This window comes from Tanticharoenia sakaeratensis NBRC 103193 (assembly GCF_000963885.1).
Lineage (GTDB): Bacteria > Pseudomonadota > Alphaproteobacteria > Acetobacterales > Acetobacteraceae > Tanticharoenia > Tanticharoenia sakaeratensis.
In genome coordinates this window covers 77,101-91,700 of the sequence record NZ_BALE01000021.1, presented here as the reverse complement: position 1 = coordinate 91,700, position 14,600 = coordinate 77,101, and the positions used below count along the sequence as shown (strand labels likewise).

At 65.7% G+C, this 14,600-nt stretch carries 12 protein-coding genes; 8 read left to right on the top strand and 4 right to left on the bottom strand.

Features of this window, described 5'->3' with window-relative positions:
- Positions 1–484 precede the first annotated feature (484 nt).
- Together B8446_RS09080 and B8446_RS09075 are read left to right on the top strand one after the other, a co-directional pair.
- Positions 485–2,971, top strand: coding sequence for a DUF3772 domain-containing protein (locus tag B8446_RS09080; protein WP_048849033.1), 2,487 nt, complete (start codon positions 485–487; stop codon positions 2,969–2,971).
- 113 nt (positions 2,972–3,084) lie between these two features.
- Entirely contained in the window at positions 3,085–3,606 is a 522-nt protein-coding gene (locus B8446_RS09075) for a hypothetical protein (protein ID WP_048849032.1), read from the top strand.
- Positions 3,607–3,637: 31 nt separating this feature from the next.
- Here the strand turns inward: B8446_RS09075 and B8446_RS09070 are convergent, their stop codons facing one another.
- The 3 genes from B8446_RS09070 to B8446_RS09060 all read right to left on the bottom strand — a co-directional run bounded on the left by B8446_RS09070 (position 3,638) and on the right by B8446_RS09060 (position 6,267).
- The gene (locus B8446_RS09070; RefSeq protein WP_048849031.1) at positions 3,638–4,498 is read right to left on the bottom strand and encodes a hypothetical protein; all 861 of its coding nucleotides are present in this window, start codon (positions 4,496–4,498) and stop codon (positions 3,638–3,640) included.
- Positions 4,495–5,478 (bottom strand): ferritin-like domain-containing protein, encoded by a 984-nt coding sequence (locus B8446_RS09065; protein WP_048849030.1) that lies wholly within the window; start codon positions 5,476–5,478, stop codon positions 4,495–4,497. Before B8446_RS09065 ends, B8446_RS09070 begins: the two co-directional genes overlap by 4 nt.
- Before the next feature lie 123 nt (positions 5,479–5,601).
- On the bottom strand, positions 5,602–6,267 hold the full coding sequence (locus tag B8446_RS09060; protein ID WP_048849029.1) for an ATP-dependent Clp protease proteolytic subunit: 666 nt from the start codon (positions 6,265–6,267) through the stop codon (positions 5,602–5,604).
- 265 nt (positions 6,268–6,532) lie between these two features.
- Here B8446_RS09060 and B8446_RS09055 point away from each other — a divergent pair, with 265 nt between their 5' ends.
- Complete coding sequence (locus B8446_RS09055; protein WP_048849028.1) at positions 6,533–7,612, top strand: hypothetical protein; 1,080 nt, start codon at positions 6,533–6,535, stop codon at positions 7,610–7,612.
- Between the two features lie 51 nt (positions 7,613–7,663).
- On the opposite strand, the gene B8446_RS09050 is transcribed toward B8446_RS09055, so the two are convergent.
- Positions 7,664–8,272, bottom strand: coding sequence for a TetR/AcrR family transcriptional regulator (locus B8446_RS09050; protein WP_048849027.1), 609 nt, complete (start codon positions 8,270–8,272; stop codon positions 7,664–7,666).
- 68 nt (positions 8,273–8,340) lie between these two features.
- Between B8446_RS09050 and B8446_RS09045 the strand changes: the two genes are divergently transcribed.
- The 5 genes from B8446_RS09045 (at position 8,341) to recJ (ending at position 14,560) form a co-directional block, all read left to right on the top strand.
- The gene (locus B8446_RS09045; RefSeq protein WP_048849048.1) at positions 8,341–8,982 is read left to right on the top strand and encodes a DUF2306 domain-containing protein; all 642 of its coding nucleotides are present in this window, start codon (positions 8,341–8,343) and stop codon (positions 8,980–8,982) included.
- A 111-nt stretch (positions 8,983–9,093) separates the two neighbouring features.
- Positions 9,094–10,332, top strand: coding sequence for an LL-diaminopimelate aminotransferase (locus tag B8446_RS09040; RefSeq protein ID WP_048849026.1), 1,239 nt, complete (start codon positions 9,094–9,096; stop codon positions 10,330–10,332).
- Positions 10,329–11,639 (top strand): homoserine dehydrogenase, encoded by a 1,311-nt coding sequence (locus B8446_RS09035; protein WP_048849025.1) that lies wholly within the window; start codon positions 10,329–10,331, stop codon positions 11,637–11,639. The genes B8446_RS09040 and B8446_RS09035 overlap by 4 nt, the downstream gene beginning before the upstream one ends.
- A gap of 86 nt (positions 11,640–11,725) precedes the next feature.
- On the top strand, positions 11,726–12,727 hold the full coding sequence (glpX, locus tag B8446_RS09030; protein ID WP_048849047.1) for a class II fructose-bisphosphatase: 1,002 nt from the start codon (positions 11,726–11,728) through the stop codon (positions 12,725–12,727).
- A 150-nt stretch (positions 12,728–12,877) separates the two neighbouring features.
- Complete coding sequence (recJ, locus tag B8446_RS09025) at positions 12,878–14,560, top strand: single-stranded-DNA-specific exonuclease RecJ (protein ID WP_241767720.1); 1,683 nt, start codon at positions 12,878–12,880, stop codon at positions 14,558–14,560.
- Positions 14,561–14,600: the final 40 nt, after the last annotated feature.

Sequence of the window (14,600 nt, the reverse complement as noted above, 5' to 3'; positions counted from 1 at the left end):
GGCCGGCGGCGGGTTCGTGTCGCGCCACATCGCAACCTGGGCAGCAGCCGGCTTGATCTGCGCTGCAGGCACGGTCGGCTGAGCAGCAAACAACATCGGAATGAGTGCAGCGAAGAACATGGCGTATTTCCAGTATTTACGTTACGAATAACGAAGAATTAGTCTGGCGCTTAGTCCGACCTGAAGTCAGTGGCGCCGTGTTGAAAGGAACATACGGCCTTCAGCTCTATTAAGTCAAGTTTTTGTAGTATTCGCCGAATTTGTTATTTTGTATTTATTGTCAATAGCTTAAAATTGACGATCTTATTATGTTCTCGGCGGGCCCAAAAAAAAATTCGCGGGCCGTCGTCATGCAGGGAAAGCGTCTCAACGAAACGCCTGCTCGCCAGCGCCGTTGATCAAGGTCACTTGACGCCGCGTTCGCGGTTGTCCGGCGCCAACACGACGCATCTCGGCCCACTGGCGGCCGTCACAGGGAGTTCGCATGCGCGCAATCGAGATGATGCATCTCCGCACACGGTTTACACAGTTCGCAATCGGCTTGATGGCGGCCGGCGCATTGCTGTCGAGCAGTCCAGGCGCCCATGCGCAGCAGGTCGCCCCGAACAGCCATGAGGCCCTCGAGGCCAAGGCCGCCGCCGGAGCCGGTGGAAATGGCGCGGCGCTGCCGTTCGGCTGGCATGCTTCGGCACCGATGGTCTCATCCCAGCTGGATGCGCTGCGTCACGAACTCTCGACCCTGTACGGGACGCTGAGCCAGCCGGACACGATCCTCAGCGCAGATGCGGCGGCACGCCTGTCCCGGCGCGCGGCAACGGACGAGACGACCGCCCAGAACCTCGTGGCGCAGCTCCAGTCCTACCAGAACGTCTACGAAGGATTTGCATCCGTCCTCGGGAAGACTGCCACGCCCGGCGAAGACGCCAGCATCACGAAACAGCGCGCCACCATCACGCAGGGCCTCAACGACATCAATTCGGACCTGACGCAGGCGAAGCTCGCACAGCTTCAGGCGCACCAGCTCGGCCTCGGCATCTCGCGCCAGACGGCAACGCAGCATCAGGCATTGATCTCGCAGCGGGCGCCATCCCCGCTGTCCCCCCTGTTCTGGCGACAGCTCGAAGGTGAACTGCCGCAGGACCGCGCGGTTCTGGCCACGTTCCCGGCGCTGACCCGTAACGCGGATGTCGCGGCCGCACGCTGGATCACACCGACCCTGATTGCCGTTCTGCTTGCAGCCCTTCTGGTCGGCACACAGGCAACCGTCGTGCCGATCGAACGCGTGCTGACGCGCTTCGCCCGCAGCCCCAAGGTCGGCGCAACACCGACCAACGCCATTCGCCTGCCTCTGGCCCTGTTGAATGGCGTGGCCGGCTGCGTCATGGGCTGGCTCATGGCGCTCGCCGCGACCGGCATATTCGGGATCGATCAGGACTCGCCGTTCTGGCCCGCAGTGCAGGCCCTGACGCCCCTTATCCCGACCTGTGGGCTTGCAGCCGGCATCGGCGCCGCACTCTCGCGTCGTATCCGGGGGCATGATGCGCCCGGGCCATGGCCACGCGGTCTTGCCATATGGTTCTGCCTTGCGGTGCTGTCACAGGGAGTCCTTCGCTTCCTCGATCAGCAGAGTCCGGTCGGTCTTCTGACGCTCGAGCTTCTGGAAGGCGTGTTCTCTCTCGTCGTGGTCTGGACCGGCCAGCAGGCGGCGATGCGCCTGCGTGTTCAGGCTCCGCCTCGTGAGGAGGAAGCCGGCACACATCCTACCCCTGATGCGGATGTGCCCGGCGGTGCGGCTGAAAGTCACGCCGTGACCGAAGCCCGGTTCCTGCCACCCCTTCGCGCCGTGTGCTCGCTGTGGGCGATCGTGGTCACCGGCAGCGTGATCCTGGGCTATTTCTCGTTCGCCTACGTGCTGGCGACCTGGGTGCTCTCCGTTTCGACCGGACTTGCGATCGCATTGTTGCTGGCGACCTGCCTGCGTATGGCCTGCGACGTGATTCTGGCGCCGCAGGGCGGCATCGCATCGCACATGCGGCGTCTGGGCATTCAGCCGCGCCATCTCCAGCAGGCAAGCGTCCTGATCTCGGGGGCCGGCAATGTCTTCCTGCTTGCGCTACTTGTCTCGATCGGGCTGACACAGGGTGAGCTCGACCCGAGCCTCGTGATGAACAACCTGCACGGCCTGTTCATCGGACGCATGGTCGGCGGCGTACCGGTCTCGCTCGATACCGTCATCAAGTGCGCGCTCGTCCTGATCTTCGGACGCACCGCGATCGGGCTGCTGGCCAACTGGTTCAAGGAGCGGCTGTTTCCGACGACCCGTCTGGACATGGGCGCACAGACGTCGGCCCTGAGCATCTTCACCTATGCCGCCTGGATCATGCTTCTGCTGACGGTGCTGTCGCTTGCCGGGCTGACGGTCCAGAACCTGGCCTGGATCATGAGCGCGCTTTCGGTCGGTATCGGCTTCGGCCTGCAGTCCATCGTCCAGAACTTCGTCTCCGGCATTATCCTGCTCGCCGAACGCCCGGTCCGGATCGGCGATCAGGTGTCGATTGCCGGCAGCACGGGCGACATCAAGCGCATCAGCGTGCGCTCGACCGAGCTGCGGCTGTCGGACGGTTCCATCCTGATCGTGCCGAACTCGCAGTTCATCACGTCCGCCGTCCGCAATGCGACGCTGGGCAATGCCCAGGCGCAGATCACCATCCTGTTCTCCGTGCCGCCGGATGCGGACATCGAACGCGTGCGTGGCCTGTTAATGCAGGTTCTGTCCAAGCGATCGGATGTCCTGCAGACGGCGGCCCCCTCCATTACGGTCACGGCTCTCAGCGCAAGCACCCTGACGCTTTCGCTGTCCGTGCAGATCGCATCGTCCCGCCTCGCAGGTGGTGCGCGAAGCGGCATAGTCCTGGACGCCCACAATGCATTCGCAGCGGCAGGCATCGCACTGTCCACTGCGGACGGATGACCCGATATGCGTTGACGACGCGGCTTTGTCTCGACGCGAAAGGTCCGCTGTGGTAGACATTTCGCCGCAATTCGGGGATTTCCGGGCGGTCGTCCGCCCCACAGGGAGGTCCGATGCAACGCCCCCATGATCCGATCGATGGTCTGTCCGAGGATGGCCTGCCCAGGGCAGGTGCGACGCTGATCCATCTGCCTGTTCGGGCGCGCACGCTGAAAGCGCCCGATGCGGCTCGCTATCTATCCATTTCTTACGGCCGCCTGCGCCTTCTGCGCCTGTTCGGCACCGGGCCGGCACGCGCCGACGCCGATACCTATCGGGTCGAAGATCTCGATACCTATATGGCCGGGCTTTACGAGCGCGCTGGCATCAGTTCGCTGGAACAGGCACGGCACCGGGCCGAAGCCCGCAAGCCGGCCGACGGCAGCGGCCCGCCTCTGACCGGGGCCGGCATGCGGGCCTTGCGGCACCATGCAGAACGGTCACCGATCCCGAGCGCCGCCGCCTTCATGCAACTGGCCACGAGCCGCGAACTGTTCGGCCATGGGATCTTCTTCCTTCTGAAGGCCATGGCGCTGTTCGGCTTCATCATGCTGTGCCTGTCGTCGACACCGCTGCTGAAGACCCATTTCGGCTAGGTGATCTGCCTGTCGTGCGTGGCCGGCATTCTTACCGGCCGCGACGAAGATAGGGGCGCGTCTTGTCCCACATGTCGATCCCGCGCAGCGCCAGATCGGCCACGGCGGGAAGCAGTGTCGGCTGCATCAGGTCGGGATCGAAAGCGCTCATCCGGCGCGCGTTCTCGCGATAGCAGTCCTCGACGAAGCCACGGAACGAGAAGCCCTCGAGAAACAGGTTGGTCTGCGTGACCGCAAAATCCCGGCCATCGTTCGAATCCTGCCCCCGTCGCACCATGCCGAGCAGACGCCCTGCCGCGCGGCTGTAGAACCGGGCCGTCTTCATCAGGCGGCGTGCGCGACCAAGTCCGCGCTGGCGCTCGCGCCAGGCCATGTAGTTGATGAAGAAAACGATATGCCGCGTTTCCTCGAACATCAGCACGTCGAAGATCTCGAACATGGATTCAGGCAGAAACTGCGACTGACGCGCGCTTTTGAACGCACCAAAACCCAGGAACGCGTCCAGGCATTCGCCAAAGCCGAAATCGATGAAGGCGACTTCAAGATTGGGGGGAAACTGCTCGATCGGCTGGGGATGCGCATCCAGGCCATAACGCTCGATCATGACGCGGATCAGGTCGGCATGGCGGGCTTCCTCGAAACCCTGAAGCCGGACCGCCTCGCGTACCAGGGGATCGGCAACGTGAGGCGTGAAGGCATCGACGATCGCGCCCGCGCGTCGCTCCGTATGGTAGACTTCCTGCCAGAACGGCACCGCACGCAGCTTGGCGAGATCGTCTTCGGAAAGCTCGGGCCACGGCAGGGTGTCCGGGTCAAAGACCTGATGGGTTTCGATGAACTGGCGACAGAAAAAGTCCCGATGTGAATCGGAGCCGGCGACGATCTGGTTCATGCAGGAACCTGTCTTCCCTTGAGGCGGCGCACGGCGCGTATGACTTTCAGGCCAGTCCGCACGAGATTGGGCATGGTCGTGGGACGCAGCAGGCGCAGATCGTACCCCGCGAAACGGCGGTCGTTTTCCTCGAGGCAGAGCTCCATCAGCTCGACCGGATCGACATCCGTATTGGCGACATCCTTGGCGCCCGAGACGGTGAAATTATTGTCCTGGGTGTGTTCCTTCCCGTCCGCGTCGATCGATCGGGCCAGTCCCATGCGCTCGTAGGCCAGAAAGACCCACACGGCGAAGACACGCGCCTCGAACCAGGGGCGACGCCAGAGCGGCATCGTCGCGCGGTGCCAGGCGAGCCAGTTGGCGAACAGCAGGATGTGCCGGCATTCCTCCTGCATCACAGGCTCGAACGTCTCGATCAGTTCAGGCGGAAACAGCCCGGCACGGTCGGCCAGTGCGAACAGACCGAATGCGAAGAAGCTGTCGACGCACTCCGAGAACCCGGTGACCAGATAGGCCCATTCCGTGTCCTTCGGCTCGATATAGGGCGGCTCGGGCGCCATCGGGATGCCATAGGCCTCGACCAGCTTGGAGAGCACTTCCTTGTGCCGGTTTTCTTCCCATGCGTTGCGGGACAGCGCGTCCTTCATGTCCGGATCGTCGATGATCGCAGCATAGGCGGCCATGCGCAGGCGGGCCTTGCCTTCGGTCTGTACCGCAATGTCCCAGATCGGCAGCGACGTGATCCGGTGCAGCGTCTCGGGGTCCAGCTTCGGCCAGTCGATCACCGATGGCTTGTAGGGATTGAACGTATCGCGGAACATCTGCGCCACCGCGCGCTTGTGCTCCTCCGTGCCGGGCTTGAGCGGTCCCGGGACGTCGGCGCTCCAGTGCCGTGCGACGTAGTCCGCACGCTCCAGCGTGGTCTCGGACGGCTGATCGGGAAGATGGCTGTAGATATCGGCCAGGGATTTGGAAGACATCGCTCGGCGCTCGCTCAATATGACCGCACGGTTCGGTCAGACCATGCGGGCAGAGGTATGCAATAAACTGTTACGCAGGGAAAGGCGTGCCATGGCAGCCCTCCCCTGCGCCTGACGCACTCGTCAGTGAATGTCGGACGCGGCCGTCACGACGCGGGAGACGAGCCCGTAGGCGATCGCTTCCTCGGCGGACATCCAGTAGTTACGGTCCGTGTCCTTGGCGACCTTCTCGTAAGGCTGGCCGGTCTCGCGCGAGAACAGGCGGTTCAGACGCTCGCGCATCTTGATGATCTCGCGCGCCTCGATGTCGATATCGGTCGCGGGACCGCGCACGCCGCCCATCGGCTGATGCAGCAGGAAGCGGGTGTTCGGCAGGCACACGCGCCGCTCGGGACGACCGGCGGCGAAGATCAGGGCGCCGGCCGATGCGACCCAGCCCGTGCCGATCATGTTGACGGGCGCCACGGCATCTACGAACCGGATCATGTCGTGGATGGTGTCGCCGCTTTCGACATGGCCGCCGGGCGAATTGACGTAGATGTCGATCGGCTTGCTCGATTCGCCTGCCAGCGCGAGCAGACGACCCGTGACTTCACGCGCAACCTTGTCGTTGATCCCGCCGAAGATCAGCACCTTGCGCTGGTCGAACAGACGGTTTTCCACCTCGTTGGGCGCCGGACCCGCGGGCTTCTCCTCGTCGGGGGCCTTGGGCTCCGTCTCGGGCGCGTCGGGATCCTCGTCGTCGAGCCGGGAAGGCCAGAACGGGGTGGCGGGCCGGGTCAGGCTCATGGTCGTCTCCAAAATCTCGGGCACTTGGCCCGTCTCGTCGGCTGGACTCCCTGTCGGGAGTATCCCGGACGCGACATGGGGTGTCGTCGCCCATATTCAAAGTTCATATCACGCGGACCATCCTGCGCCGAGGCGGGAGCGAAGCCAAGCCCGCCCTCGCCAATTCGCCCTATCCACGATATTGAGGCGATGACAGACGACAAGGTCGCGCACACCGTGCGACCGGACCGGAACCGGCGACCGAAGGTCAACAGATAGGGCGCGGATGACGACGAAGACCATGCGCGCGGCCGCATTCGGCTCTCTTTTCGCACTTGGCGCGTGTGCGCATCGCGATGCCGTGGGCACGGTGGACAACTGGTATCATCAGTTCCAGGGTGGCGTGATCGCGCAGCAGCGTCCCCCGCCGCCGGGCGTTCATGCAACCTATCCGCATGTCGGCCTGACCCCGACGGCACCTGCAAACGTGCCGTCCGCGCCGGTGCGTGACAGCATCACGGAATCGCTGATCGAGCAGCGCAACCTCGCGCAGCGCCTCGTCGCCGCCAACGGAGCCTTGCCGACGGCGCCGCCTACCGGACAAAAGACGTCCGGTCGGAGCGCTGCATCCGGGACGCCGGGCAGTCCGGCGGCACCCGCGGCCGGGTCCCCGACGCACGTTTCGCCTGCCCAGGGGGCCACTCAGGGGACGACAGCCCCGCGATCCTCGTCGCCGCAGGACACGACGCCCAGCGCCATCATGCCGACCGGGCCGGACCCCTCGGAAACCGGCTCGAACATGACCTTCGATGCCCCCGCCCAATCCGCCCCCGCGCGGCCGACGCCTGTTCCGAAACCGGCGGCCCACACGGCAACGTCGACAAGGCCACAGCCCGGCGACGCGCCTGATCTCGCGATGCCGGCCGTCACGGTGCGGCCGGATACGGCAGACGCGGCCACGCCGTTGCCCACCATGCCGGCAGTTCCTCCCGTTCCGCCGCAGTTCCCGGGCTTTCCCGTACCGACGGACTTCCACCTGCCCGACGCGCCGCGCCCGGCGTTCAGGCTGGCCGATCCGACGGGCACGCTGATCCGCTTCTCTCCGGGGTCGGACGCCATGGCCGGAGCGCAGACGTCCGAACTCGGCGAGATCGTCGGGCATCGCAAAGGCGGCCTTCTCTACGTGCACGGCTTCGGCGAGGCGCAATCCCTGTCCGGCGAGGATCAGGCCCGCGCGATCGGCCTTGGACTTGCACGCGCGCTGGTGGTCGCACAGGCACTTGAGACCCGAGGTGTACCGGCATCGGCGATCATTCTGGTTGCCGATGCGGTCGGCGACGGCGTGCGGGCGGGGCCGCAGCCCTGAGCTGAGATGCGGGGGCCATGCGTGGGCGGGCCTGTCATACTGCCTTGCGGTCTAGGCTTCACCGATCCGCAGGGTCGCCGCCAGAACGGCATCGATGTCGACGCTGATCAGGCAGCGATCCAGAACGAGCATGGCCAGACCGTGCACCAGCCCCCATAGCCCGATCGCGGTCGCCTGAACCTGATCCGGGGCCACGACCGTGGCCACGCGGGCGCGCAGCACGCCGAATGCGTTGTCGTCCGTCGTGTTCGCAATCCACGCATCGTCATCCATGGGGGCAGGTTCGCGCGAGGGATCGGGCTGATAGGCCGAGAACATGAGCCGAAACAGCCCTGGGCGAGCCGTCGCGAAGTCGATGTAGGCCCGTCCCTGCGCCTGCAGCGCCGCAGCGCCGGCCAGCCCATGGTCCGCCTCGGAAAGACACGCACGAAGCTCCGCGAAACCGCGCTCGGAGATGGCAGCCAGCAACGCCGTCTTGTCCGCATAATGCCGGTACGGGGCCATCGCCGACACACCGACGCGACGCGCCACGGCGCGCAGGGACAGCGTCTCGACCCCGTGTTCGTTGATCTCGTCATATCCCGCAGACAGGAGCGCCTCGCGCAGGTCTCCATGATGATACGCGGACGCAGGTGGTTTCGGCGAAGATGATGTTGGCACTGTAATCCTGAAGGACAAATGTGTATGGTGTAAACGGCAGCAAACCGCAGGCCGGAGGTGCTTTCGTCATGGATACTCTCGTCGCCTATCCCATTCCAACGGTCTCCGCGTCCCGGCGACCAGGCCGCCGAGCCGCATGGGTTGTCCTTGCGCTCGGGTCCGCTCTGGTCGGCGCGGTGTCACTTCGATACGCGCTGCCGCATGTTCCGTTCGCACCGCCCCTGCCAAACCTGACGCAGCGCCGGATCGCGCTCAGCCTGCACGCGATCAGTGCCGCGACAGCGTTGATCGTCGGTCCGTGGCAGTTCCTCGACGGTGTGCGCATGCGCAGGCCGAACCTGCATCGGATACTGGGCTGGATCTACCTGACAGGCGTGGCCGTTGGCGGCCTCTCCGCGCTGCGTCTGGCACCGAACGCGGCGGGCGGCCTCGTCTCCGCCTGGGGGTTCGGCATGCTGTCGGTCCTGTGGATCGGATCGGCCGCCATGGCGCTGAGGCGGATCATCCAGCGGCGCATCGCTGATCATCGGCTCTGGATGATCCGATGTTTTGCCCTGACGGCGGGCGCCATCACATTGCGGATCCAGCTGCCGCTCAGCCAGATGATGGGCATCCCCTTCTCTATCGCCTATCCGGCCATCTCATGGCTCGCCTGGGTTCCCAATCTGCTGGCCATCGAAATCTGGCGGGTCCGACGCGCGAGGCGGTGATCGTACCCATGGTTCCGCAATGCGACAAAGCGGGTTATCGTCGGCAAACGACCGGTGCCGCTTCGCGCACCGGCGCAACGATTTGCCAGAAGGGCGCCCCGCGCGCACGATATGACCGACGAGTTCCACCGCATCCGCCGCCTGCCGCCCTACGTGTTCGCCGAAGTGAACAAGGCCAAGGCCGCGGCCCGAGCGCGGGGCGAGGACATCATCGATCTCGGCATGGGCAATCCCGATAGCCCGACGCCGCCGCATATCGTGCGCAAGCTGGTCGAGACCGTCGCCGATCCGCGCAGCCATCGCTATTCCGTCAGCCGGGGCATTCCCGGTCTACGGCGCGCGCTCGCCGGCTACTACGAGCGGCGTTTCAATGTCGGCCTCGATCCCGAGACCGAAGTGATCGCAACGCTCGGCTCGAAAGAGGGGCTGGCCAATCTGTCGGCGGCCATCACCAGCCCGGGCGACACGATCCTGGTGCCGAACCCGTCCTATCCGATCCATCAGTTCGGCTTCATCATCGCAGGCGCGTCCGTGCGCTCGATCCCCGCGACGCCGGACGAGGACATGCTGCGCGCGCTCGATCGGGCCGTGCGCCATTCGGTGCCGAAGCCGACGGCGCTGATCGTCAACTTCCCGTCGAACCCGACCGCGTTCGTCGCCAATCTCGATTTCTATCGTGAGCTGGTGGCTTTTGCCCGGCGCGAGCAGATCTGGATCATGTCCGATCTGGCTTATGCCGAGATCTATTTCGGCGACGAACCGCCGCCGTCTATCCTCGCGGTCGAAGGCGCCAAGGATATCGCGGTCGAGTTCACCTCGATGTCCAAGACCTATTCCATGGCGGGATGGCGCATGGGCTTTGCCGCGGGCAATCCGCGGCTGATCCAGGCACTGACGCGTATCAAGTCCTATCTCGACTATGGCGCGTTCACGCCGATCCAGGTGGCGTCGGTCGCAGCACTGAACGGTCCGCAGGATTGCGTGGCCGAGGTGCGCGCGTTGTATCGCGACCGTCGCGACGTGCTCATCAAGGGCCTTCACGCCGCAGGCTGGGACGTACCCGCGCCGCAGGGGTCCATGTTCGCATGGGCGCCGATTCCGGAACCGTTCCAGCATCTGGGCAGTGTCGGTTTCTCCAAGCTGCTGCTGGAGCAGGCAGGCGTGGCCGTGGCGCCGGGTCTGGGCTTCGGCGAATACGGCGAAGGGTTCGTGCGGATCGGCCTCGTCGAGAATACCCAGCGGCTTCGTCAGGCGATCCGCGCGATCAAGGGCTTCCTGTCCTCCCATGGAATCTCGGGCACGAGCGATGCGGAACAGCGTCCGATGGCCGCGGAAGTCGCGCATTCATGAGGGACGTTCTGCCGCCGCTTCGGATCGGGATTGCAGGTCTTGGCACCGTGGGTGCGGGCGTCATTCGTCTGCTGCGCGAGAACCGCGAGGGAATTTCGGCACGCGCGGGACGCACGATCGAGGTCGTGGCTGTCTGCGCCCGCGATCGCACGCGTGATCGCGGTATCGACCTGTCCGGCATACGCTGGCACGACGATGCCGCCTCGCTTGCAGCCGATCCCGATCTCGATGTCGTGGTCGAACTGATCGGCGGGGCGGAAGGGGCCGCACGGGAAGCTGTCGAGGGTGCCCTCTCCCGTGGCACGCCTGTCGTCAGCGCGAACAAGGCGCTGCTGGCACTCCATGGCGCGTCTCTTTCCGCGCTCTCGGCCCGGCATGAAGCACCGCTTCTGTTCGAGGCGGCCGTGGCGGGTGGCGTTCCCGCCATCAAGCTGGTGCGCGAGGGGCTTGCGGGCGATCGGCTGCTGCGGGTCGGCGGCATCCTGAACGGCACCTGCAACTACATCCTCACGACCATGCGCGAGACGGGACGCGCCTTTGGCGACGTGCTCGCCGATGCGCAGGCGCTCGGTTATGCGGAAGCCGATCCTTCGACCGACGTCGATGGCTGGGACGCCGCGCACAAGCTTGCGATCCTCGCGGCCCTTTCGTTCGGCCGCCCTGTGGCGTTCGAGACGTTGCATGTGGAAGGTATTCGCGACATTCAGCCCGCCGATCTGCATTTCGCGGATGAGCTCGGTTTCCGGATCAAGCTGCTCGGGCTCGCGCGCGAGGGCGAGGCCGGTCTCGAGGCATGGATGCGGCCGTGTCTCGTGCCGAAGGCCGCGCCGATCGCGGGCGTCGAAGGGGTGTTCAACGCCCTGCTGGTCGAAGGCGAGTTTGCCGGCTCGCAGATGATCGAGGGGCGCGGCGCGGGCGCGGGACCGACGGCCGTGGCCGTCGTGGCTGATCTGATCGATCTCGCACGTGGTGCGCGTCTGCCGGTATGGGGTGTCGCGCAGACGTGTACGCCCGCGCGATGCGTCGAGCGCGGACAGCTCTCGGGCGCGTATTACCTGCGCCTGGACGTGCAGGACCGCCCGGGCGTCATCGCTGAAATTGCGACAATCCTGAGTGGCTACGGCGTTTCTTTGCGAGGCATGGTCCAGCATGGAGAGGCGGATGATGCCCGGGATACGGACAGTGTCGCGATTGCGCTTCTGACGCATCGCACGAGCGAGCAGGCCATGCTCGACACCATTTCGCGCATCGAAGTGTTGCCATCCATTCTGGGGCGGCCCTTGATGCTGCGGATCGAGGCCGGCTGACGCTGGCCCGTCATGACAATGCCGCACGGAAGAATGCGGCTGTCGGCCAAAAATGGCCACGAGGAGGAAGACGAAAGATGCCGGACATGGAGCATGAACCCAAAAGCGCCGCCTATCGGGTGACGGATCGCAATCTCGCCCTGGAGCTGGTGCGCGTCACCGAGGCCGCGGCGATCGCATCCGCCCACTGGACCGGGCGCGGCAAGAAGAACGAGGCCGATGGCGCCGCCGTGCAGGCGATGCGTCATGCCTTCGATACGGTTGCAATCGACGGCACGGTCGTGATCGGCGAAGGCGAGATGGACGAGGCGCCGATGCTCTACATCGGCGAGCATGTCGGCGCCGGTGGCCCCGCGATGGATATTGCCGTCGATCCGCTGGAGGGCACGAACCTGTGCGCCAAGGCGCTGCCCAATGCGATGACCGTGGTGGCCCTGGCCGAGCGTGGCAATTTCCTGCACGCACCGGACATCTACATGGAAAAGCTCGTGGTCGGGCCGGGCCTTCCGAAGGATCTGATCGACATCGACGCGCCGATCGCGACGAACCTGCGCGAGCTCGCCCGCGCCAAGGGCAAGGCGGTCTCCGATCTCATCCTGATGGCGCTCGACCGTGACCGTCATGAAGAGCTGATTGCCAAGACGCGTGAAGCCGGGGCGCGCGTGACGCTGTTGTCCGACGGCGACGTCGCAGCGGCGATCGCAGCCTGCATCGAGGACAGCTCGGTTGATATCTACGCAGGCTCCGGCGGGGCGCCCGAGGGCGTGCTGGCAGCGGCTGCCGTCCGCTGCGTCGGCGGTCAGATGCAGGGTCGTCTGCTGTTCGAGGATGAAACGCAGATTGCCCGCGCCCGCGAAATGGCGCCGGGTCTGGATCCGAGCCGCAAGCTCTCGCTCGACGACATGGCGCGTGGTGATGTCCTGTTCTCGGCGACGGGCGTGACCGCGGGCCCGCTGCTTCGCGGTGTCGAGCGGATTTCGGCGACGCGCGCGCGCACCCATTCGATCGTGATGCGTTCGAAGTCGGGCACGGTGCGGTTCGTCGAAGGTCGCCACGACTTTTCGACCAAGACCTGGGCACCGCTCTGACCTGATGAGAGGCCCTGTTTGAGCGAAGCGCTCCAGCTTACCGACGCCGCGGACCATCTGGTCCTCGGCGTCGACCGTAGCGCCAGTCTCAGACGCTGGGTCTGGCGTGACGGCCACGCCGGCGACGGCCCTGCACGCGATGCGCTGGCCATGTCCCAGCGCGCCGGGATCTCCGACATGCTGGCGCGCATCCTGTGCGCGCGCGGCGTCGATCTCGGCACATTGGGGTTGTTCCTCGATCCGCGCCTGCGGGCCGCCTTGCCCGATCCGTCCTGTCTGAAAGGCCTCGATCAGGCAGCGGAACGGCTGGCACGTGCCGTCCGGGCTGGAGAGACCGTCGGTATCTTCGGTGACTACGACGTCGATGGCGCCTGCAGCACGGCGCTTCTGACCGAGACGTTGCGGGCACTCAACCTGCGGGTCCTGACACACATTCCCGATCGCCTCGCGGAAGGCTATGGCCCCAATGCGCCGGCGCTGACTCGCATGGTCGAGGCTGGTGCCTCTCTGCTGATCTGCGCCGACTGCGGAACGGCGGCGAGGGACGTGCTCGACCCGCTGCGGGCGCAGGCGGACATCGTGGTGCTCGACCATCACAAGCCCGACGGCGGGCTTCTGCCGAATGCGATCGTCGTCAATCCGAACCGGCTCGACTGCGATTCGGGCCTGTCGGCGATCTGTGCGACGGCGGTCGCTTTCCTCACCATGGTCGGCATGGTGCGCGATCTGCGCCGGGAGGGCTGGTTTGCCGAGGGAACGGCGCCCGATCTGATGGCGTCTCTCGATCTCGTGGCGCTGGCAACGATCTGCGACGTCATGCCGCTGACGGGCCTGAACCGGGCGCTCGTCTCGCAAGGGCTGCGCGTCATGGCCCGTGGCGCGCGGCTGGGGCTTTCGACGCTCGCATCGGTCGTCGGCGTGCAGGATGCGCCGACCGCCATGACCTGCGGATTTGCATTCGGCCCGCGAATCAATGCCGGGGGGCGGATCGCCCAGGCGGATCTCGGACTGCGTCTGCTGCTAAGCGAGGACGCTGTTGAAGCCCGCGCGCTGGCGGAGCGTCTGGACGAGGTCAACCGAACCCGTCAGGGCGTCGAATCGGACATCCTGCGTGCTGCACTCGATGCGGCGGAGGCGCAATGTGCCGAAGGGCGTGCAGCGCTGTTTCTTCACGGTCCGTCATGGCATCCCGGCGTGGTCGGGATTGTGGCCGGACGCGTGCGCGAGCGGTGCAATCGCCCGGCATTCGTGGGCGCCTTGCAGGACGGGATCATCAAGGGGTCCGCCCGATCCGTGCCGGGCCTCGATCTCGGGGCGGCCGTCATTGCGGCGCGCCAGTCCGGCCTCCTGCTGACGGGCGGCGGCCATGCCATGGCAGCCGGTTTCTCGCTCCGTGTGGAAGATGCCGAAGCCTTCCATACGTTCATGGATACGCGCCTCGCCGCAGCCAATACGCTGCCGCCGCAGGCCGATCTCGTGCTGGACGGTATCGTCAGCCTGCGCGGGGCCGACCTCGGACTGGCGCAGGAACTGGGGCGGATGGCACCGTTCGGTGCGGGTAACGAGGAGCCGCTGCTCGCGCTCGCGCATGTCCGCAGCGTCCACGCGCAGCGAATCGGTCGTGACAGCAATACGCTGAGGGTGTCGCTTCAGGACGAGAACGGCGGGATGCGGCTACGCGGGCTTGCTTTTCGCGCTGCCGACAAGCGGTTCGCAGCCCTCCTCGAGGATCCGAGCCGCCCGCTTCTTCATGTGGCCGGCTGGCTGCGTGCCGAGCAATGGCAGGGACGCGACACCCTGAGTCTCATTATTGTGGACGTTGCCATCGCGTAGCGCCGATTGCGGGGTTGACCCCATTCGCCCGGTGCGATAC